At 69.3% G+C, this 19,885-nt stretch carries 19 protein-coding genes; 10 read left to right on the top strand and 9 right to left on the bottom strand.

Annotated features, from left to right (window positions below; translation table 11 throughout):
• Window positions 1-66 precede the first annotated feature (66 nt).
• The 7 genes from PM1_RS08475 to PM1_RS08505 all read left to right on the top strand — a co-directional run bounded on the left by PM1_RS08475 (window position 67) and on the right by PM1_RS08505 (window position 5,140).
• Entirely contained in the window at window positions 67-1,857 is a 1,791-nt protein-coding gene (locus tag PM1_RS08475) for a DUF294 nucleotidyltransferase-like domain-containing protein (protein WP_009620488.1), read from the top strand.
• Window positions 1,854-2,480 (top strand): 3'-5' exonuclease, encoded by a 627-nt coding sequence (locus tag PM1_RS08480; protein WP_009620486.1) that lies wholly within the window; start codon window positions 1,854-1,856, stop codon window positions 2,478-2,480. The genes PM1_RS08475 and PM1_RS08480 overlap by 4 nt, the downstream gene beginning before the upstream one ends.
• A gap of 138 nt (window positions 2,481-2,618) precedes the next feature.
• Window positions 2,619-2,771: a DUF3309 family protein gene (locus PM1_RS08485; protein ID WP_009620484.1), complete on the top strand. Its 153-nt coding sequence runs from the start codon at window positions 2,619-2,621 to the stop codon at window positions 2,769-2,771.
• A 114-nt stretch (window positions 2,772-2,885) separates the two neighbouring features.
• Window positions 2,886-3,191, top strand: a complete 306-nt coding sequence (locus PM1_RS08490; RefSeq protein ID WP_009620483.1) for a hypothetical protein — start codon at window positions 2,886-2,888, stop codon at window positions 3,189-3,191.
• Window positions 3,192-3,319: 128 nt separating this feature from the next.
• The gene (locus PM1_RS08495) at window positions 3,320-4,132 is read left to right on the top strand and encodes an SDR family oxidoreductase (RefSeq protein WP_009620482.1); all 813 of its coding nucleotides are present in this window, start codon (window positions 3,320-3,322) and stop codon (window positions 4,130-4,132) included.
• Between the two features lie 234 nt (window positions 4,133-4,366).
• Complete coding sequence (locus PM1_RS08500) at window positions 4,367-4,792, top strand: hypothetical protein (protein ID WP_009620481.1); 426 nt, start codon at window positions 4,367-4,369, stop codon at window positions 4,790-4,792.
• Between the two features lie 18 nt (window positions 4,793-4,810).
• The gene (locus PM1_RS08505; RefSeq protein ID WP_009620480.1) at window positions 4,811-5,140 is read left to right on the top strand and encodes a YnfA family protein; all 330 of its coding nucleotides are present in this window, start codon (window positions 4,811-4,813) and stop codon (window positions 5,138-5,140) included.
• A 455-nt stretch (window positions 5,141-5,595) separates the two neighbouring features.
• Here the strand turns inward: PM1_RS08505 and PM1_RS08510 are convergent, their stop codons facing one another.
• The 4 genes from PM1_RS08510 to PM1_RS08525 all read right to left on the bottom strand — a co-directional run bounded on the left by PM1_RS08510 (window position 5,596) and on the right by PM1_RS08525 (window position 10,698).
• Window positions 5,596-5,826: a YheU family protein gene (locus PM1_RS08510; protein ID WP_009620479.1), complete on the bottom strand. Its 231-nt coding sequence runs from the start codon at window positions 5,824-5,826 to the stop codon at window positions 5,596-5,598.
• Window positions 5,827-5,895: 69 nt separating this feature from the next.
• The gene (locus PM1_RS08515; protein ID WP_009620478.1) at window positions 5,896-7,098 is read right to left on the bottom strand and encodes an osmoprotectant NAGGN system M42 family peptidase; all 1,203 of its coding nucleotides are present in this window, start codon (window positions 7,096-7,098) and stop codon (window positions 5,896-5,898) included.
• Window positions 7,095-8,867 carry an N-acetylglutaminylglutamine synthetase gene (ngg, locus tag PM1_RS08520; protein ID WP_009620475.1) on the bottom strand — a complete coding sequence of 591 codons (1,773 nt, stop codon included), beginning with the start codon at window positions 8,865-8,867 and terminating at the stop codon, window positions 7,095-7,097. The genes PM1_RS08515 and ngg overlap by 4 nt, the downstream gene beginning before the upstream one ends.
• A gap of 61 nt (window positions 8,868-8,928) precedes the next feature.
• Entirely contained in the window at window positions 8,929-10,698 is a 1,770-nt protein-coding gene (locus PM1_RS08525; protein WP_009620472.1) for an N-acetylglutaminylglutamine amidotransferase, read from the bottom strand.
• A gap of 140 nt (window positions 10,699-10,838) precedes the next feature.
• Here PM1_RS08525 and PM1_RS08530 point away from each other — a divergent pair, with 140 nt between their 5' ends.
• Window positions 10,839-11,309: a MarR family winged helix-turn-helix transcriptional regulator gene (locus PM1_RS08530; protein ID WP_043300126.1), complete on the top strand. Its 471-nt coding sequence runs from the start codon at window positions 10,839-10,841 to the stop codon at window positions 11,307-11,309.
• A 276-nt stretch (window positions 11,310-11,585) separates the two neighbouring features.
• On the opposite strand, the gene mnmC is transcribed toward PM1_RS08530, so the two are convergent.
• Window positions 11,586-13,553 carry a bifunctional tRNA (5-methylaminomethyl-2-thiouridine)(34)-methyltransferase MnmD/FAD-dependent 5-carboxymethylaminomethyl-2-thiouridine(34) oxidoreductase MnmC gene (mnmC, locus tag PM1_RS08535; protein WP_009620469.1) on the bottom strand — a complete coding sequence of 656 codons (1,968 nt, stop codon included), beginning with the start codon at window positions 13,551-13,553 and terminating at the stop codon, window positions 11,586-11,588.
• Window positions 13,554-13,660: 107 nt separating this feature from the next.
• On the opposite strand from mnmC, the gene pap reads away from it, so the two are divergent.
• Entirely contained in the window at window positions 13,661-15,151 is a 1,491-nt protein-coding gene (pap, locus tag PM1_RS08540; RefSeq protein ID WP_009620467.1) for a polyphosphate:AMP phosphotransferase, read from the top strand.
• A gap of 11 nt (window positions 15,152-15,162) precedes the next feature.
• Window positions 15,163-15,495 (top strand): hypothetical protein, encoded by a 333-nt coding sequence (locus PM1_RS08545; protein WP_009620465.1) that lies wholly within the window; start codon window positions 15,163-15,165, stop codon window positions 15,493-15,495.
• A 318-nt stretch (window positions 15,496-15,813) separates the two neighbouring features.
• Here the strand turns inward: PM1_RS08545 and lapD are convergent, their stop codons facing one another.
• From lapD to PM1_RS08565, 4 genes are all read right to left on the bottom strand, one after another.
• The gene (lapD, locus tag PM1_RS08550; RefSeq protein ID WP_009620463.1) at window positions 15,814-17,763 is read right to left on the bottom strand and encodes a cyclic di-GMP receptor LapD; all 1,950 of its coding nucleotides are present in this window, start codon (window positions 17,761-17,763) and stop codon (window positions 15,814-15,816) included.
• A gap of 9 nt (window positions 17,764-17,772) precedes the next feature.
• Window positions 17,773-18,474 carry a cysteine protease LapG gene (lapG, locus tag PM1_RS08555; RefSeq protein WP_009620461.1) on the bottom strand — a complete coding sequence of 234 codons (702 nt, stop codon included), beginning with the start codon at window positions 18,472-18,474 and terminating at the stop codon, window positions 17,773-17,775.
• A gap of 62 nt (window positions 18,475-18,536) precedes the next feature.
• Window positions 18,537-18,938 (bottom strand): YbaN family protein, encoded by a 402-nt coding sequence (locus tag PM1_RS08560; RefSeq protein WP_009620458.1) that lies wholly within the window; start codon window positions 18,936-18,938, stop codon window positions 18,537-18,539.
• 10 nt (window positions 18,939-18,948) lie between these two features.
• On the bottom strand, window positions 18,949-19,536 hold the full coding sequence (locus tag PM1_RS08565) for a UPF0149 family protein (RefSeq protein ID WP_009620456.1): 588 nt from the start codon (window positions 19,534-19,536) through the stop codon (window positions 18,949-18,951).
• Window positions 19,537-19,885: the final 349 nt, after the last annotated feature.

Raw genomic sequence — 19,885 nt, forward strand, 5'->3', positions numbered from 1 at the left:
TGACCCGACGAAGCCGGAGGCTCGCCTCCGGCTTCGCCTTTTACGCACTGCCACAAGGGGCTCGCGATGCCCGAGAGCTTCAACTTCTCCGCGCCGCCGTTCGACCAGTTGCGCGCGGGCGAGCGCCAGGCCTTCGCCGAGGCCCTGAGCGTCGCCTACTACACCAGTGGCGAGACCGTGCTCGAAGCCGGCGCGGCGGTACCCTGCCTGTTCATCGTGCTCAAGGGCGTGGTGGAGGAACGCGGCGAGGACGGCCGTTTGTTCGCCCAGTACGCCGGCGACGACCTGTTCGACATCCGCGGGCTGTTCTCCGGCAGCAGCAAGCACGCCTACCGCGCGGTGGAGGAGAGCATCCTCTACGAACTGCCGGCCAGCACCTTCCACCAGCTGTGCGGCGACAACCCCGGCTTCGCCCGCTTCTTCCAGGCCGACCTTGCGGCCAAGCGCCAATTGGCGCGGCGCGACGGGCAGAACCTGGCCGAATTCATCCTCACCCGCATCGCCCGCGAGCACCTGCTGCCGGCCATCGAAGTGGACGCCGGGTTGCCCCTGGGCGACGCCGCGCGCCTGCAGCTCAGCCATGGCGCCGATGCCCTGCTGGTGCGTAGCGGCGGCGAGCTGGGCATCGTCACCCGCACCGACCTGATGCGCGCGCACTTCCGCGACGGCCGCGCCGAGGACGAGGCCATCGGCCCGCTCGCCCACGGCCCGCTGGCCAGCATCGAGCTGGGCGACTTCCTGTTCGACGCCATGATCCTCATGACGCGCCTGCGCATCGAGCGCGTCGCGGTGCACGAGGAGGGCGAAGTGGTCGGCCTGCTGCACCTGACCCAGGTGCTCAGCCTGTTCTCCACCCATTCCCACGTCCTGGCGCTGCGCATCGCCCGCGCCGAGACCGAGGAGGAACTGCGCGGCGCCGCCGAGACGCTGCACACCCTGATCGCCACCCTGGCCGGCAACGGCATCCGCCTGCGCTTCATCATGCAGCTGGTCGGCGCGCTCAACGAGCAATTGCTCGAACGCCTCTTCGAACTCTTGATACCGGCGCCGCTGCGCAGCCGCTGCTGCCTGGTGGTGATGGGCAGCGAAGGCCGCGGCGAGCAACTGCTCAAGACCGACCAGGACAACGCCCTGATCCTCGCCGACGACTTCCCCCAGGAGCAGGCCTTGGCGCTGATGCAGCGCTTCAGCGAAGCACTGCTGGCCTGCGGCTACCCGCCGTGCCCCGGCGGCGTCATGGCCAGCCACGCGCAGTGGTGCAAGCCACTGGCCGCCTGGCAGCGCGAGCTGAACGCCACGGCCCTGGAAGGGCGCCCGGAACAACTGCTGCGCCTGTCGATCCTCGCCGACGCCTGGCCGGTGGCCGGCAACCGTCAGCTGTTCGACGGCCTGCGCCAGGGCCTGCTGGGCTTCGCCGCGGACGGCGAGCGCTGGCTGGCGGACATCGCCGTGGCGGCCCTGCAGTTCGACACCCCGCTGACCTTCCTCGGCCAGCTGAAGACCCGCGAAGAACACCTGGACATCAAGCGCGGCGGCATCTTCCCCATCGTCCACGGCTGCCGCGTGCTGGCCCTGCGCGAGGGCCTGGAGGCGCGCGGCAGCCTGGCCCGGCTGGAGGCGCTGAAGGCGCGCGGCGTGCTCGACGAGGGCCTGGCGGAGAACCTCGCCGAAGCCTTCGAGCTGTTCCTGCAGCTGCGCCTGGTCCAGCAACTGGCCGGCGAGCGCGATGGCCGCCAGCAGGGCCTGGACGTCGCCCGCCTGAGTCGCCACGAGCGCGACATGCTGCGCTTCGGGCTGCATGCGGTGAAGAAGTTCAAGCAGAGCCTGGAACGGCAGTTCCACCTGGAGAGCCGATGAACGCCCTGGTGAAGATTCCCGACCATCACTGGTCCGGCTGGCGCCGCCGGCTGTACTGGTGCCTGCACGCCCCGGAGGAGGCCGAGGAGATCGTCTCCCTGGACCTGGAGACCACCAGCCTCGACCCGCGCAAGGCGGACATCCTCAGCATAGGCGCGGTGCTCATCCGCCGCGGCAAGCTGGTGCTCGGCGAGCGCCTGGAGCTGCTGGTGGAGCCGCCGGCCAGCCTCGACGGCGAGTCGATCCGCATCCACAAGCTGCGCCGCGCCGACCTCGAAGGCCAGTTGCCGCTGGACGAGGCGCTGCGCCGGACGCTGGCCTTCATCGGCGACCGCCCGCTGCTGGGCTACTACCTGTCGTTCGACGTCGCCGTGCTGCGCCGCCACCTGCGCGAGCGCCTGGGCGAGGCCCTGGGCAATCCGCGCATCGAGGTCTCCGCGCTGTACCAGCGCAAGATGGCGCGGCGCTACCCGGACCTGCACCTGGACCTGCGCTTCGACACCCTGGCGCGCACCCTCGGCATTCCCGTGGAAGGCCGCCACACCGCGCTGGGCGATGCGCGCAGCGTGGCGCTGATGTTCCTGCGCCTGCGCAAGGGCTCGCTGCCCGACCTGCAGCACTGAGCCCGCGGCGCAGAAAAACTGAATCCCGGCGTTGCGGCGCCAGTCCCAATAGCAGGTGGGCAGCCCGTGCGCTGCCCGTTCCGCGGACGCGGGCCGGCATTGCCGGCGTGCCGTCCGACTGCCTACGGGAGGCGCACCATGGGAACCATTCTGCTGGTCATCCTCATCCTTCTGCTCATCGGCGGCCTGCCGGTGTATCCCTATTCGCGCAGCTGGGGCTACGGGCCCTCGGGGATCCTCGGCGTGGTCCTGGTGGTGCTGCTGGTCATGCTCCTGCTGGGCTACGTATAGCGTGAACCCTTTGCGGTTCGCCGCCGGCGCAAGGTGCGCAAAGTGATCCAGGACACAGCCCGCCGTCCGCCCACGCCCTACCATGATGGCCTTTTGCAGGACGGGGGAAAGGGAATGCTCGGAGTCGTACTGGTCGCCCTGGGCAGCCTGTGGCTGCTCGGCCAGTTGCTCAGTGGCCTGGTGGCGCTGCCGGCGGCGGACTGGCTGGCGCGGGAGAGCGATCCGCAACGCTACTGGCAGTTCGTCTATTTCGCCCCGGCCCTGCTGCTGGCGCTGGGCTTCTTCCTGTTGCGCTACCGCGTGCATTCGTTCGCCGGCCTGCGTCGCGAGAAGGTCAATTGCGCGGCCTTCGTGCTGATCTTCGCGGGCGTCGCACTGGTTCTCGGGAAGCTTTCCTGTCTGCTGCTTCCATTGTTCTGAAGGCCGCGCCTTACCTGGCTGTGGCGCCGGTTTGCCGGCGCCATTCAGCAGCCTGATTAAAGCGCAGCGCGGGCGGGGCCTTGGCTACACTGCCGGACAATTCCCCGGACAAGACAAGGCAACCCCCTATGCAAAACCGCATGATGATCACCGGCGCCGGTTCCGGCCTGGGCCGCGAAATCGCCCTGCGCTGGGCCCGCGAAGGCTGGCGCCTGGCCCTGGCCGACATCAACGACGACGGCCTGGCCGAAACCCTGCGCCTGGTGCGCGAGGCCGGCGGCGACGGCTTCACCCAGCGCTGCGACGTGCGCGACTACAGCCAGCTGACGGCGCTGGCCCAGGCCTGCGAGGAGAAGCTCGGCGGCATCGACGTCATCGTCAACAATGCCGGCGTGGCCTCCGGCGGCTTCTTCGAGGAGCTGTCGCTAGAGGACTGGGACTGGCAGATCTCCATCAACCTGATGGGCGTGGTCAAGGGCTGCAAGGCCTTCCTGCCGCTGCTGGAGCGCAGCAAGGGGCGCATCGTCAATATCGCCTCCATGGCCGCGCTGATGCAGGGCCCGGCGATGAGCAACTACAACGTGGCCAAGGCCGGCGTGGTGGCCCTGTCGGAAAGCCTGCTGGCCGAGCTGAGCCTGGTGGACGTGAAGGTCCACGTGGTCTGCCCGTCGTTCTTCCAGACCAACCTGCTGGATTCCTTCCGCGGCCCCAGCCCGGACATGAAGAACCAGGTGGGCAAGCTGCTGGAAGGCTCGCCGATCAGCGCCGCCGACATCGCCGACTACATCCACCAGGAAGTCGAGCGCGGCAGCTTCATGATCCTGCCCCACGAGCAGGGCCGCCTGGCCTGGCAGGTCAAGCAGCAGAACCCGCAGGCGATCTACGACGAGATGACGCGCATGGCGCAGAAGATGAAGGCCAAGCAGCGCAGCCTGGCCTGAGTCTCTGCACCGCTTCGGTGCAAGCGAAAACAGCGCTTGCCCAGGGCGGTGCAAAAGCGTAGTTTTGCTTCACCGGCCTGCCTGCCGATGTAAGTTGGACCCCAGTGAAAGCCCCGCCTCCATCGCGGGGCTTTCGCTTTTCCGGGCCAGGCCACGCAACATTGCCGCCCGGCGCTTCCGTGGCGCCAGCGCCTGTGCTAGAAGGCAGCGTCGTCCAGAGGGAGTCTCACCGTCTTGCAGTCCGAATCCATCGTCTATGGTTGCATCCGCGACTGGCCCGGCGACTCCATGGAGCGGCGCCTGCGCCGCGCGGCCAACCGCAAGGTGCTGGACAGCCTGCCGATGGGCGAGGCCTGGCCGTTCCTCGGCCGCGAGATGTTCAGCCGCTGCGAGCAGGAAGGTGCCGGCCTGTACCAGTCCCAGGTGATCCACTTCGGCGCCAGCTACCCGGCCATCGAATACGAGTGGAACCTGTGGGTGGAACAGTTCGAGGCGCTGCTCAAGCGCCTGTACTGGGCCAGCGCGGTGGTGCACCTGGAAACCGAACTCAACGGCTGCCACACCTTCCGCTGGGAATCCGAACGCGGCTTCCACAGCCCCCAGGAAGGCGACCTGCGGGTACGCTGCGCCTGGGAACGCGAAGGCGGCCTGCGCGGCTGAGCCGCCAAGGAAAGCGAGATGCTCAACTACCTGTGGTTCCTCCTGGCGGCGTTCTGCGAGATCGCCGGCTGCTACGCCTTCTTCCTCTGGCTGCGCCTGGACCGCACGCCCCTGTGGATAATTCCCGGGCTGTTCAGCCTGCTGTGCTTCGCCCTGCTGCTGACCCGCGTCGAGGCGGCCTATGCCGGGCGTTCCTATGCGGCCTATGGCGGCATCTACGTGGCGGCGTCGCTGTTCTGGTTGGCCTATGTGGAGAAGAGCCGGCCGCTGTGGAGCGACTGGCTGGGCGTGGCGCTGTGCATCGTGGGGGCGAGCGTGGTGCTGCTGGGGCCGAAGTTGGCGCCTTGATGGAGGCTGGCTTTTCGTAGGAGCGAGCTTGCTCGCGAACAAGCTCCCCGGTGACTCCGCCGCTGGGCCCACCTCTGTTCCCTCTCCCTAACCCTCTCCCTGAAGGGAGAGGGGACCGTTCGGCGTGCTCGGGTATTTTGGAGTTAGCCGGCAACTCCGAAGGTTGCCGGCTGAAACCATTTCCTCTCTCGGCACGGACAAGCCCCCTCTCCCTTCAGGGCGGGGCGCGCAGCCGAGGGCTGGGGAGAGGGCGCTCCAAAGCCCAGCACCTAAAGTCCCCGGCAAGCGCCATTCGCGAGCAAGCTCGCTCCTACGCGGCATCAGCCATGGCGTACCCCTGTAGGAGCGGGCCCTGCCCGCGATATCGCGCGCAGGGCGCGCTCCTACACCACCACACACCCCGTAGGATGGGTTGAGCGAAGCGAAACCCATGCGGCCGTGGCGATGGGTATCGCTCAGCTCTCCAGCCACTCCTTCGGCACTTCCACCTTGAGCATCAGTTGGCACTGCTGGCTCTCCGGATCGAACACGATCACCGCCTCGCCGCGCCTGAGCGCGTGGCGGGCGCGTTCGACGCGGGTGGCCAGGGGGGTGTCGTCGCCGTTGTCGGTGCCTTCGCGGGTGACGAAGTCTTCCAGCAGGTTGTTGAGGGTCTCGGCTTCGAGCAGGTCGTGGGGAATCAGCATGGGCGGGTACTCGGCGGAACAGGCGGCGATTCTAGTCGCGCGCCGGCCCGCCGGCGAGTGCGGAGCGCCTCAGTGGTGCCCCTTTTCGTCGTCCTTGCCGTTGTCCAGCAACTCGCCCACCGGTTGCACGTGGGTGGTGCTCTCCATGTGCACCGGGTGTTCCAGCTGCTTGCTGAAGCGCTCGATGGCGCCTTCCTTGGGCTCGGCGTCGCTGTCGAACACCGGCGGGCTGAGCAGGTAGGCGCAAAGCAGGCGCGCCAGGTTGGCCAGGCTGTCGATATGGGTACGCTCGTAGCCGTGGGTGGCGTCGCAGCCGAAGGCCAGCAGCGCGGTGCGGATGTCGTGGCCGGCCTCGATCGCCGACTGCGCGTCGCTGTGGTAGTAGCGGAACAGGTCGCGGCGCACCGCCACCTCGTGGCGCTCGGCCAGGCGCAGCAGGTGCCGCGAGAGGTGGTAGTCGTAGGGCCCGCCGGAGTCCTGCAGGGCCACGCTGACTGCGTGTTCGCTGGAGTTCTGCCCCTCGGCCACCGGGGCGATGTCGATGCCGACGAACTCGCTCACGTCCCAGGGCAGGGCGCCGGCCGCGCCGGAGCCGATCTCCTCGGTGATGGTGAACAGCGGGTGGCAGTCGATCGGCGGTTCCTGGCCGCTTTCGACGATGGCCTTGAGCGCCGCCAGCAGCGCCGCCACGCCGGCCTTGTCGTCCAGGTGGCGGGCGCTGATGTGGCCGCTGTCGGTGAACTCCGGCAGCGGGTCGAAGGCCACGAAGTCGCCGATGGACACACCCAGCGAGGCGCTGTCGGCCGGGCTCACGGTGTAGGCGTCCAGGCGCAGCTCGACGTGGTCCCAGCTGATCGGCAGGCTGTCCACCGCGGTGTTGAAGGCGTGCCCCGAGGCCATCAGCGGCAGCACGCTGCCGCGCAGCACGCCGTTGTCGCAGAACACGGTGACGCGGCTGCCCTCGGCGAAGCGGCTCGACCAGCAGCCCACCGGGGCCAGCGCCAGGCGGCCGTTGGGCTTGATCTCGCGGACGATGGCGCCGATGGTGTCCAGGTGCGCCGAGACCGCGCGGTCCGGGCTGTTGCGGCGGCCGGCGAGGGTCGCGCGGATGGTCCCGCGGCGGGTCATCTCGAAGGGGATGCCGATCTCCTCCAGGCGCTCGGCGACGTAGCGCACGATGGTGTCGGTGAAGCCGGTGGGGCTGGGGATGGCGAGCATCTCCAGCAGCACCCGCTGCAGGTAGTTGAGGTCCGGTTGCGGCAGTCGGCTCATGCGGGCACCTCGCGGTCCAGGGGTTCGCGGCTGAGCGGGAAGAGCAGGTCGAGGAAGCGTTCGGCGGTGGGCTGCGGCTCGTGGTTGGCCAGGCCCGGGCGCTCGTTGGCTTCGATGATCACGTAGTCCTCGCCCTCCACGTCGGGCACCAGCAGGTCGAGCCCGGTGACCGGGATTTCCAGCGCCCGCGCGGCGCGGATGGCGGCCTCGCTCAGGGCCGGGTGGAGCTTGTCGGTGACGTCTTCCAGGGTGCCGCCGGTGTGCAGGTTGGCGGTGCCGCGCACGGCCAGGCGGCGGCCTTCGGGCAGCACGTCGTCGTAGCCGAAGCCGGCGGCCTGCAGGGTGCGCTCGGTCTCGCCGTCCTGGGGGATGCGGCTTTCGCCGCCGGTGGCGGCCTGGCGCCGGCGGCTCTGCGCCTCGATCAGCTGGCGGATGCTGTGGCGGCCGTCGCCGATCACCGTGGCCGGGTGGCGCACCGCGGCGGCCACCACCTCGTAGCCGATCACCAGCACGCGCAGGTCCTGGCCGGGGTGGTAGCTCTCCAGCAGCACGCGGCCGTCGAACTGGCGGGCGTGTTCGATGGCGGCCTCGACCTCTTCGCTGTTCGTCAGGTTCACCGCCACGCCCTGGCCCTGCTCGCCGTCCACCGGCTTGACCACCAGCGCGCCGTGCTCGGCGAGGAAGGCGGCGTTGTCCGCGGCGCTGGCGGCCAGGCGCTGCTGCGGCTGCTTCAGCCCGGCGCGTTCCAGCGCCCGGTGGGTCAGGCGCTTGTCCTGGCAGAGGGTCATGCTCACCGCGCTGGTCAGGTCGCACAGCGACTCGCGGCAGCGGATGCGCCGGCCGCCTTGGGTCAGGCTGAAGATGCCGGCCTCGGCGTCCTGCACCTGCACCTCGATGCCGCGGCGATGGGCCTCGTCGACGATGATCCGGGCGTAGGGGTTCAGGCCCTGCTCGGGGCCGGGACCGAGGAACAGCGGCTGGTTGATGCCGTTCTTGCGCTTGATGGCGAAGGTCGCCAGCTCGCGGAAGCCCAGCTTGCGGTACAGCGCCTTCGCCTGCTTGTTGCTGTGCAGCACCGAGAGGTCGAGGTAGGCCAGTTCGCGGCTCATGAAGTGCTCGATCAGGTGGCGCACCAGCGCCTCGCCGACGCCGGGCCGGCTGCATTGCGGGTCCACCGCCAGGCACCAGAGGCTGGAGCCGCCTTCGGGGTCGTGGAAGGCCTTGGCGTGGTTCAGGCCCATGACCGCGCCGACCGCATTGCCGGTCTCGCTGTCCTCGGCCAGCCAGTAGGTGGGCCCGCCCTGGTAGTGCGGGGTGAGCCGCTGCGCGTCCACCGGCAGCATGCCGCGGGCCAGGTACAGGCGGTTGACCGCCGCCCAGTCGTCCTCGCCGTGTACCCGGCGGATGCGGAAGCCGCGGAACGAGCGGCGCGCCGGGCGGTAGTCGGTGAACCACAGGCGCAGGGTGTCGGAGGGGTCGAGGAACAGCTGCTGCGGCGCATGGGCCAGCACCTGCTGCGGCGCCGCCACGTAGAGGGCGATGTCGCGCTCGCCGGGGCGCTCGTTGAGCAGCTCGCCGGCCAGCGCGTCGGGTTCGGCGAAGGTGTGCCCGATCAGCAGCCGGCCCCAGCCGCAGTGCAGGCTGTGGGGCTCGCAGCCGGGCCGCTCGTGGTCCTCGGCGAAGCGCGCCTGCAGGCGCTGGTAGGTCGGCACCTGGCCGCGCAGCAGGCGCTGGTTGTGCGGATGGGGCAGGTTGAAATGGCTTTTCATGGTTCGCTCCCTGGAGGGCGGGCCGCCGGTATGGTGCCGGCGGCCCGCGCTGCTGGCTGGGTCAGAGTCCCTGTTCGGTCAGCCAGAGGTTGAGGGCGGCCAGCTGCCAGAGCTTGGAGCCGCGCAACGGGGTGAGGTCGTCCTGCGGGCTGCCGAGCAGGCGGTCGATCTGCGCCGGCTCGAACAGGCCGCGGTCCTGGCTCGGGTCCAGCAGCAGTTCGCTGACCCAGGCCCGGGTGTTGCCCTGCAGGTGCTTGAGGCCCGGCACCGGGAAGTAGCCCTTGGGCCGGTCGATCACCTCGGCCGGGATCACCCGCCGCGCCGCGGCCTTGAGCACCTGCTTGCCGCCGTCGCCGAGCTTGAAGCGCGCCGGGATGCGCGCCGAGAGTTCGGCCAGGCGGTAGTCGAGGAACGGCACGCGGGCCTCCAGGCCCCAGGCCATGGTCATGTTGTCGACGCGCTTGACCGGGTCGTCCACCAGCATGATGGTGCTGTCCAGGCGCAGCGCCTTGTCCACCGCGTCGCTGGTGCCGGGCATGGCGAAGTGCTCGGCGACGAAGGCCTGGGCTACGTCCTCCACGCGCATGGCCGGACGCACCGTGGCCTCGTACTCGCCGTGGCTGCGGTCGAAGAAGGCCGCGCGGTAGGCGTGCAGCGGCGAGGCGGCGTCGACCATGGGCGGGTACCAGTGGTAGCCGGCGAAGAGTTCGTCGGCGCCCTGGCCGCTCTGCACCACCTTGCAGTGCTTCGACACCTCGCGGGCGAGCAGGTAGAAGGCGATGCAGTCGTGGCTGACCATGGGTTCGCTCATGGCGCGGAAGGCCGCCGGCAGCTGCTCGATCACCTCGTTCTCGCCGATGCGCAGCTGGTGGTGGCGCGTGCCGTAGCGGCGGGCGATGAGGTCGGAGTAGCGGAACTCGTCGCCGCGCTCGCCGCCGGCATCCTCGAAGCCGATGGAGAAGGTCAGCAGGTCGTCCACCCCGGCCTCGTGCAGCAGGCCGACCAGCAGGCTGGAGTCCACCCCGCCGGAGAGCAGCACGCCCACCTCGCGGGCGGCGCGCTGGCGGATGGCCACGGCCTCGCGCAGGCTGTCCAGCACGCGGTCTTCCCAGTCCTCCAGGCGCAGTTCGCGCTCGTCCTCGCGGCAGCCGTAGTCCAGGCGCCACCAGCAGTGCTGCTCGCTGCGGCCGTCGGCGTCGATGCTCATCCAGGTCGCTGGCGGCAGCTTGCGCACGCCGTTGAGAATGGTGCGCGGCGCGGGCACCACGGCGTGGAAGTTCAGGTAGAGGTTGAGCGCCTCGGCGTCCAGGCTGGTGTCGACGCCGCCGCCCTGCAGCAGCGCCGGTAGGCTGGAGGCGAAGCGCAGGCGCTTGTCGTCCCGGGCCAGGTACAGCGGCTTGATGCCCAGGCGGTCGCGGGCGATGAACAGCCGGCGGGCGTCGCGCTCCCAGATGGCGAAGGCGAACATGCCATTGAGCTTGGGCAACAGCTCCTTGCCCCAGGCGTGGTACCCCTTGAGCAGCACCTCGGTGTCGCCGCCGGAGAAGAAGCGGTAGCCGAGGGCTTCCAGCTCCTTGCGCAGCTCGGGGTAGTTGTAGATGGCGCCGTTGAACACCAGGGACAGGCCCAGGGTGGTGTCGATCATCGGCTGGCCGGAGGCTTCGGCCAGGTCCATGATCTTCAGCCGGCGGTGGCCGAGGGCCACTGGCCCTTCGCTGTGGAAGCCCCAGGCGTCGGGTCCGCGGGGGGCGAGATGGTGGGTGATGCGTTCGACCGCCGCGAGGTCGGCCGGTTGATTGTCGAAGCGTAGTTCTCCTGCTAAGCCGCACATTTTCCTTACCGGTTCTCCGTTGGGGATGAATGGGGTTCAGGCCGGGGCCCTTTTTTGTGTTAACAGAAAGACTCTTTCATGTGAAAGTAGTTCTATGATTTTTTTATGAATTACTGCGGTTTTTGAACGGACGATTGATTATGGTTGAAAGGAAAAATGCCTTGGAGGATGCCTATGCGCTGTCCATGTTCCAGGCCCTGCGGCGGCTGCAGCAGGGCAGCGAGGTGCACGCCAAGCGCCTGAGCCGCTTCGGCGGGCTGACGCCGCTGCAGTTGCTGATCCTGCAGGTGATGCTGGTGGAGCGGGAGATCACCGCCAGCCGCCTGGCCAAGCGCGTGAGCCTGTCCCAGGCTTCGCTGTCCGGGGTGCTCGACCGTCTGGAAAGCCGTGGCCTGCTGGCGCGCCGGCGTGATGAGCAGGACAGGCGCAAGCAGTGGTTGCTGCTGGAGGACGCCGGCCGCGATGCGCTGCTGTCGGCGCCGCCGCTGTTGCCGGAGTATGTGCTGGCGCGCTTCGCCGAATTGCCCGAGTGGGAGCGGCATGCGGTGCTGGCGGGGTTGTTGCGGGCGGCGGAGTTGTTCGAGTTGCCGGAGGAGGAGGAAGAGGAGTGATGGGGCCACGCAATGCCAATCGCGGTACGACCGTGCCTCAGCGTAGGGCGAATAACCGTTCGCGGTTATCCGCCGATGCACCGAAGCCACAGCCCACGCCAAGGTCAACCCAGACGCCGCCGGGAACCAAGGCCAAACGGCGGATAACGCCGTAGGCATTATGCGCCCTACGATTTTCTGATGGGTATCGCTTCGCTCGACACCATCCTACGGGGTGGTTTGCCGGCCACGCCGGACGCCCCGGTGACAATCCGTTCAGCCTTCAGCCTTCAGCCTTCAGCCTTCAGCCTTCTTCTGCCCCCGCACCAACTCGCGCAGGAAGAACCGGTTGGGATGGCAGGCCTCGGCCACGGCGCGGGGCAGGGGTAGCGGTTCGTCGTCCAGCCAGGCCGCCAGCAGTTCGCCGGACAGCGGCGCGCTGATCAGCCCGCGGGAACCGTGGGCGCTGTTCAGGTACAGGCCGTCGAGCCAGGGGCAGGGCGCTTCGGGCACCTGGCGGGCGTCCTTGGCCAGCACGGCGTAGGCCTCGGCGAAGGCTTCGCGCGCGGCCAGCGGGCCGATCAGCGGCAGGTAGTCCGGAGTGGTGCAACGGAACGCGGCGCGGCCTTCGAGGGCTGCCGGGTCCTGCGGGCCCAGGCGCTGCAGCAGGTCCGGGGAGATTTCCCGTAGCAGCTCCAGGTTGCCCTGGTGTTCGGCGACGGTGGGCTGCAGGTCGTCGCTGTGAAAGTCGAAGCTGGCGCCCAGGGTGTGCTCGCCCAGGCGCGGCGGGGCGACGTAGCCCTCGGCGCAGACCACGGTACGCAGCGCCGCGCTGGCGTCGGTGGCCGGCAGGCGGCTGATCTGCCCGCGGATGCGCTTGAGCGGCAGGCTGGCCGCGCCGGGGAAGGCGCGTACCTCGGCGGCGGTGGCCAGGACTGCCACCGGCGCCGAGGCCAGGCGCTGCTCGCCGTCGAGGGCATGCCACTGCCCGCCGTCGCGCTCCAGGCGCACCTCGTGGCCGCTCAGCAGTTCGATGTTCGGGTGTTCGGTCAGGGCCCGGCACAGCGCCGGCGGATGCGCCCAGCCGGCTTCGGGGAAGAACAATCCGCCGGCGGGCAGGGCGACACCGGCGCGGGCCTCGGCGTCTTCCTTCGACAGGGCTTGCAGCAGGTCCTCGGGGAAGGCCTCGGCCAGCTTCGCCTGGCGCTTGCCCTCGGCTTCGTCGAAGGCCAACTGCAGCACGCCGCAGGCGTCCCAGTCGCGGCCGCGTTGCAGGCGTTCCAGCAGCCGGCGGGTATGGCCGAAGCCGGCCACCACCAGGCGCGACAGCGCCGTGCCGTGGGCCGAGAGCTTGAGGTAGAGCACGCCCTGGGGGTTGCCCGAGGCTTCCGTGGCCAGTTCGCCATGGCGTTCCACCAGGCTCACCTTCCAGCCGCGCGCAGCCAGGCTGGCGGCCGTGGCGCAGCCGGCCAGGCCGCCGCCGACGACCAGCGCGCGGCGTTCGCCCATAGGCGCCGGCGGGCGCGCGTACCAGGGCTTGGCGGCGCCCTGCGGTTGGCCCTGGAACTCGCCCACCAGCATCTCGCGCTTCTGCCCGAAGCCCTTGACCCGCTGCATGGCGAAGCCGGCGGCGATCAGCCCGCGGCGGACGAATCCGGCGCTGGTGAAGGTGGCCAGCGTCGCGCCGGGGGCTGCCAGCCGCGCCAGTTCGGCGAACAGCGGCTCGGTCCACATCTCCGGGTTCTTCGCCGGGGAGAAGCCGTCGAGGAACCAGGCGTCGATGCGTGCGTCCAGCTCCGGCAGGGTTTCCAGCACGTCGCCTACCAGCAGGGTGAGCACCACCCGGCCGCCGTCGAACAGCAGGCGCTGGAAGCCGGGATGGATGGCCTGGTACTGCGCCAGCAGCTGTTCGCTCCAGGGCCGCAGTTCGTCCCACAGGGCCAGGGCGCGCGCCAGGTCGTCGCGGCGCAGCGGGTACTTCTCCACGCTGACGAAGTGCAGGCGCGCATCCGCCGGGGCCTGGGCCTGGAACTGGCGCCAGGCGCAGAGGAAGTTCAGGCCGGTGCCGAAGCCGGTCTCGCCGATGCACAGGCGCCCGCCCGCCGGCAGTGCGGCGAAGCGTCGCGGCAGCTGGTTGCCGTCGAGGAACACGTGGTGGGTTTCCGCCAGGCCCGAGGCGCGGGAGAAGTACACGTCGCCGTAGGCGCGCGACAGGGGCTGGCCGTTTTCGTCCCAGTCGAGCTGGGCGCTGTGGTGGTCGGGCATGGGGCTACCGGCAGGAAAGCGAAGCGCGCATTTTAGCCGATCCCCCGCGCAGACAGCCTGCGTCACATCCGCTACCTTCAATGCAACCCGCAGTCAGGAGGCAGTGCATGTTCGAGTCCGCCGAGATCGGCCATTCCATCGACAAGGAAACCTACGAAAGGGAAGTCATAGAGCTGCGCGAAGCCTTGCTGGAGGCCCAGTACGAGCTCAAGCGGCAGGCGCGGTTCCCGGTGATCATCCTGATCAACGGCATCGAGGGGGCCGGCAAGGGCGAGACGGTCAAGCTGCTCAACGAGTGGATGGACCCGCGGCTGATCCAGGTGGACAGCTTCCTCTGGCCCACCGACGAGGAACTCGCCCGCCCGCCGCAGTGGCGCTTCTGGCGGCGCCTGCCGCCCAAGGGGCGCACGGCGATCTTCTTCGGCAACTGGTACAGCCAGATGCTCCACGCGCGGGTCAACGGCGACATCAAGAGCAGCCGCCTGGACGTGGCCATCGACGCCGCCGAGCGTTTCGAGCGCATGCTCTGCGACGAGGGCGCGCTGATCTTCAAGTTCTGGTTCCACCTGTCCAAGAAGCAGCTCAAGGAGCGCCTGAAGACACTGGAGAAGGACCCCCAGCGCTCCTGGCAGCTGAGCGAGATCGACTGGCTGCAGAGCGAGGTCTACGACAAGTTCGTGCGCTACGGCGAGCGCGTGCTGCGCCGCACCAGCCGCGACTACGCGCCCTGGTACATAGTCGAAGGCGCGGACGAGCGCTACCGCAGCCTGACCGTCGGCCGCACCATCCTCGAAGGCCTGCAGGCGGCGCTCGACGTCAAGGACCGGCCGCGCCGGCAGCCCCATGCCGCGCCGCTGGTGGCCAGCCTGGACAACCGCGGCCTGCTCGACAGCCTCGACCTGAGCCTGGCGCTGAGCAAGGACCAGTACAAGACGCAACTGGCCCGGGAGCAGGCGCGCCTGGCCACGCTGATCCGCGACAAGCGCTTCCGCCAGCATTCATTGCTCGCCGTGTTCGAGGGCAACGACGCCGCCGGCAAGGGCGGCGCCATCCGCCGCGTCACCGACGCCCTGGACCCGCGCCAGTACCACATCGTGCCCATCGCCGCGCCCACCGAGGAGGAGCGCGCCCAGCCCTACCTGTGGCGCTTCTGGCGGCACATGCCGGCGCGCCGGCAGTTCACCATCTTCGACCGTTCCTGGTACGGCCGGGTGCTGGTGGAGCGCGTCGAGGGCTTCTGCCCGCCGGCCGACTGGCTGCGCGCCTACTCGGAGATCAACGACTTCGAGGAGCAACTGGTGGAGTTCGGCATAGTGGTGGTGAAGTTCTGGCTGGCCATCGACAAGGACACCCAGTACGAGCGCTTCAAGGAGCGCGAGAGCATTCCCTTCAAGCGCTACAAGATCACCGAGGAAGACTGGCGCAACCGCGACAAGTGGGACCAGTACGTCGACGCGGTGGGCGACATGGTGGACCGCACCAGCACCGAAATCGCGCCCTGGACCCTGGTGGAGGCCAACGACAAGCGCTTCGCCCGGGTCAAGGTGCTGCGCACCCTCAACGATGCGCTGGAGGCGGCGTTCGATAAGGACAAGTGAAGGAGACGGCGATGGTCTACGTGCAGCGCGATGATAACGGCCGCCTGGTGCGGGTCGAACGCGAACCCTTCGCCGGCGGCCAGGGCGCCCCGGCCGACGACCCCGAGGTGCTGGCCTGGATGAGCGGCGCCCTGGACGCGCGCCTGCAGTCCCTGCAGCGCTCGGACCTGGAGCTGGTGCGGGTGATCGAGGACTTGGTCGGCGTGCTGGTGGGCCGCGGCCTGATCCGCTACACCGACCTGCCCGAAGCGGCCCGGCGCAAGCTGGAGGACCGCGCCACCACCCGCGCGGGGCTGGATGGGTTGGGGGCTTTGGTGGAGGAGGAGGATGAGCGGTTGTTCTGAGGGGGCATGGTTTTTTTGGTGTTGGGCTCAAGAGCGCCCTCACCCCAGCCCTCTCCCAGAGGGAGAGGGGGCCGTTCGTGCCACCGGGGCGTCCGGCGTGGCCGGTGAATCCAATCGCGGACAGAGTCTCCTACAGCATGAACGAGCATGGCTTTTCGTAGGATGGTGTTGAGCGAAGCGATACCCATCAGCGCAACCGCATGGGTTTCGCAAGCTCAACCCATCCTACGAAGAGCGCCCTCGGCGCAGACAGTTGCTCCTACGTCCGTGCGCCCCTGTAACCGTAGGAGCGGACTCTGTCCGCGATTCGGCGCCCCTCTATCCCCTCTCACCCCAGGGCGCCGGCGCCCCGACCAACCGCCCCATCGCCCCCTTGATCCCCATCTCGCGCAACACCCGCAGTTCCCCCTCGCTCTCCACCATCTCCGCGATCAGCGGCAGGTCGATGCTGTTGGTGGCGCGGAACACCGCCTCGATGAATAGGCGCTTGGCCTGGTCCTGGTCGATGGCGCGGATGTAGCTGCCGTCGAGCTTCAGGTAGGCCAGGCCCAGATGGGTGAGGTTGCCGATCAGGCTGAAGCGCCCGCCGAAGTGCTGCAGGCCGAGGCTGGCGCCGGTTTCGCGCACGGCCTGGCCGAGTTGTTCCAGTTCGGCCGGCGGCGGCAGGTAGCGCTCGTCCAGTTCCAGGGTCAGCAGGGCGGCCTGCTGCGGGTTGGCCTTGATGGCTTCGAGCAGTTGCCGCAACGCCCGGGGCTCGCGCACGCTGGCGGCCGACAGGCTCAGCGCCACGGGCTCGGGGTGCTGGGCCAGATGGGCCAGGGCGTGTTCGAGCATGGCCCGGTCCAGGCGCGCCGCCCAGCCGAAGCGATCCACCCAGGGCAGGAACTGCCCGGCGGCTACTGCCTGGCCCTGCGGGTCGAGCAGGCGCGCCAGCAGCTTCTGCTGCAGCAGGGCGCCGTCGGCGCAGGCGCGTACCGGTTGGAACCACAGTTGCAGCTGGCTCTTCTGCAGCGCGCTGTCGATCCAGGCGTGCCAGGCGTGGCTGTCCTGGGCCGGCTGGCCATTGGATTCGTCGAGGCGCTGCCAGGGCCGTTCGGCGCTGGCCTGGGCGCTGGCCAGGGCCTGGTCGGCGCGGGCCAGGACGCTGGCCGCCGCTTCCCCCGGGCGGAAGGCGGCCAGGCCCAGGTGCGCCACCGGCTGGACGTCGCTGGCACCGGTGCGCTGGAGGCTTTCCAGCTGGTCGCTGAGGGCTTCGGCCAGGCGCTCGGCGCCGCTGCCGTCCAGCCCCGGGGCGAGCAGGGTGAATTCGCCGCCGCGGCTGCGCGCGGCCAGCCAGTCGGGCTTGCCGTGCTGGACCTGGGCGCCCTGCAGCAGGCCGGCGACTTCGCGGATCAGCGCGTCGGTGCGCTGGCCGCCCAGGCGCTGGTTGAGCCCGGCCAGGTCGTTCAGGCGCAGCAACAGCAGATAGCCGGCGGCGCTCTGCTCGCCGGGGGTCAGCTGGGCTTCCAGGCGGGCGTCGAACAGGCGCCGGTTGGCCAGACCGGAGAGGCTGTCCTGGTAGGCCTCCTCGCGTAGCTTCTCGCTGCGCGAGGCCTCCTCGGCGAACAGCGCCTTGAGCTTCTCGACCATCTGGTTCATCGCCTGCACCACCCGGCGCAGTTCCGGGGTGCGCGGCTCGCGGGGCAGGGTGAGGAATTCGCGGCGGGTGATGGCCCGGGCCTGTTGCACCATCTGGTCCAGCGGGCGTAGCTGGGTGCGCAGCAGCCAGCCGCCGAGGATCGCGCTGACCACCCCGCAACCGAGCAGCCAGGCCAGGCTGCCCAGGGCGCTGTCCCACAGCCGCGCCAGGGCGAACTGCGGGTGGCTGACCACCTCGACCCGCGCCGCCTGTTCCCAGCCGCGCATGATCAGGGCGTCGCCGCCTTCGGCCTTGAGGTTGACCAGGCGGGCGAACCAGCCGGGCACCTCGCCGTTGCCCGGGGCGGCCTTGCGTTCCACCAGCACCTGGCCGTCGGCGATGCGCACCACGCGGATGCTGGCGAAGTAGCCGCTGTCGAAGATCGAGCTGACCATCAGCTCGATCATCGCCGGGTCGTCGACGTGGGGCGTCAGCGACAGGCCCAGGGCGGTGGCGGCGTCCTGGGCGTGGGAGCGCAACTGGCTTATGAGCTGCTCGCGGGAACTCTCCAGGCTGGTGGCGAAGCTGCCGGCGAAGGCCACCACCAGGAACAGGCAGATGGCCAGGAAGAGTTGCTTGAGTAGCGACATGCATGCCTCCTAGCGCGTCTCGTCGAGGATCAGCCCCTCGCCGCGCATCTTGGTCAACAGGTCCTGCCAGCGCGACAGCTGCTTGCTGCTGCCGCTGCGCTTGCCGCCGCCGGGGCCGGGCAACCACAGCCCCTCGGCGTTGAAGGCGTAGACCGGGAGCAGGTCCTGGCGCTGCGAGGCGGGGCGGATCTGCGGGATGAGGTTGTCGAGCACCAGCGGCTCGGCGTCGGGGCTGGCATACCAGGTCAGCACCATGTGCGCCTGGTTCAGGCGCAGCGCCTTGACGTAGGTGATGCGTAGCTTGTCGCTGGGGATGCCGAGCTGGCGCAGGGTGACGTACTTGGCGATGGCGTAGTCCTCGCAGTCGCCGGCGCCCTTGTACAGGGCCTCGACGGGCGTCGCCCAGTAGTCTTCCTGGCCCCACACGCTGCGGTCGTCGCGGAACGCCAGGCTGGCGTTGAAGAAGTCGTTGGCGGCCTTGAGCTTGCCGGCCTCGTCCTGGCCCCGGGCGCTTTGCAGCAGCTCGCCCCAGTCGCGGATGCGCTGGCGCGCCGTGCCCAGGTCGCCCCAGCGTTGCTCGGCGCTGCGCAGGATGGCGTCGAAGTCCCACTGCGCCTGGATGCCCAGAGCCAGGACGAGGAGCAGCGCCAGGCCGGCCCGGAGGTGGGGCAGGCAGACGAACAGCCGACGGGCTCCTCGCAATGGCTGCATCGCCAGTGCTCCAGGGGGGATGTGGCAAGTCTAGGCGCTGTTCGCCGGCTGTCGATGCCGCCTCAGAGACGGCGGGTCTTCACCTTCAGCAGGATGTACAAGCTGACCAGCACCGCGCTGGCGAGCATGAACACCCGGGCCCAGAGGTGCGGGACCAGGTAGCAGGAGAAGCCGATGCTGATCCACATCAGCCCCACGGTGTAGAGCTTGCCCTTGAGCGGGATGCCGTTGCCTTCCAGGTAGTCGCCGATCCACGGGCCCAGCCTGGGGTGGCTCACCAGCCAGTCGTAGAAGCGCTGCGAACTGCGCATGAAGCAGGCCGCGGCGAGCAGCAGGAAGGGCGTGGTGGGCAGCAGCGGCAGGAAGATCCCGGCCACGCCGAGCGCCACGCTGAGCCAGCCGACGGCCAGCAGCAGGTAGCGCACCCAGGCGTGACGGCTATGGCGGATTTCCCGCGTTGCCATAGGCGCCGGATCAGTGTTGGCGGGGCTTGAGCAGCGCCGGCTTCTCTTCCGGGGCCTGGCAGAGCAGGAACAGGTTGGTCAGCAGCTCGGGAATCTGCGCGACCATGTCGTCCACCAGGTGGCGGTCGCGGGCGATCTCGTCGAACTCCGGCTGCTCGTCGAACAGCCCGGAACCGACCATGATCGGCAGCAGCAGCTCGCTGACTTCTTCCTCGGCCTGCTCGAACCACACGGCCTCGCGCAGGAACACGCCTTCCATGAAGCCGATGCACCAACCGCGGATATCGGAGTCGTCCGGCTCGTCGCCCAGGTAGGGCTCGCAGGGCAGCTCCAGCTCCTCGTCGCCGGCCAGCTGGCGGGTGATGTGCGCCTTGAGCAGCAGCAGGGAGCCCTCGATTTCCTCGCGCTCGGCCTCGCTGCGGTAGTGCGGCGGCTCGGCGAAGAGCGCATCGATCCACTCGCGGTCGGGCACCTGGTCCGGGCAGATCGCCAAGGCGGTCAGGTAGCCGTGGGCCGCGACATAGTCCAAGGCTTCCTCGTGCAGGTCGTCGGCATCGAGAAAGGCTTGCAGGCGGGCCAGTTGGTCGGCGAAGGACATCGGTTACTACCTCGGCGGGGATGCGGGCCTGAATTGTAGTCTTTCCGCGGCCCGCGGGCCAGCCACGGGGCTTGGTGGCCGGCGTAGGGTTCTGCTTTCGTGGGAGCGAGCTTGCTCGCGAACGGAGTTCCCCGGTTGCAACGGAGCCTTGGATTGACTCCGTTCCCTCTCCCCAGCCCTCTCCCTGAAGGGAGAGGGGGCTAGTCCGTGCCGAGAGGAGGTGTGGTTTCATCCTGATGGCGCGGAGTAGCCGGCTAACGCCGAAACATCAGCGCGCTCCGAACGGTCCCCTCTCCCTTCAGGGAGAGGGTTAGGGAGAGGGCGCTCTTCAGGACTCGCACCGACCCCA

The organism is Pseudomonas sp. M1 (genome assembly GCF_022760135.1).
GTDB classification, from domain to species: domain Bacteria; phylum Pseudomonadota; class Gammaproteobacteria; order Pseudomonadales; family Pseudomonadaceae; genus Pseudomonas; species Pseudomonas citronellolis.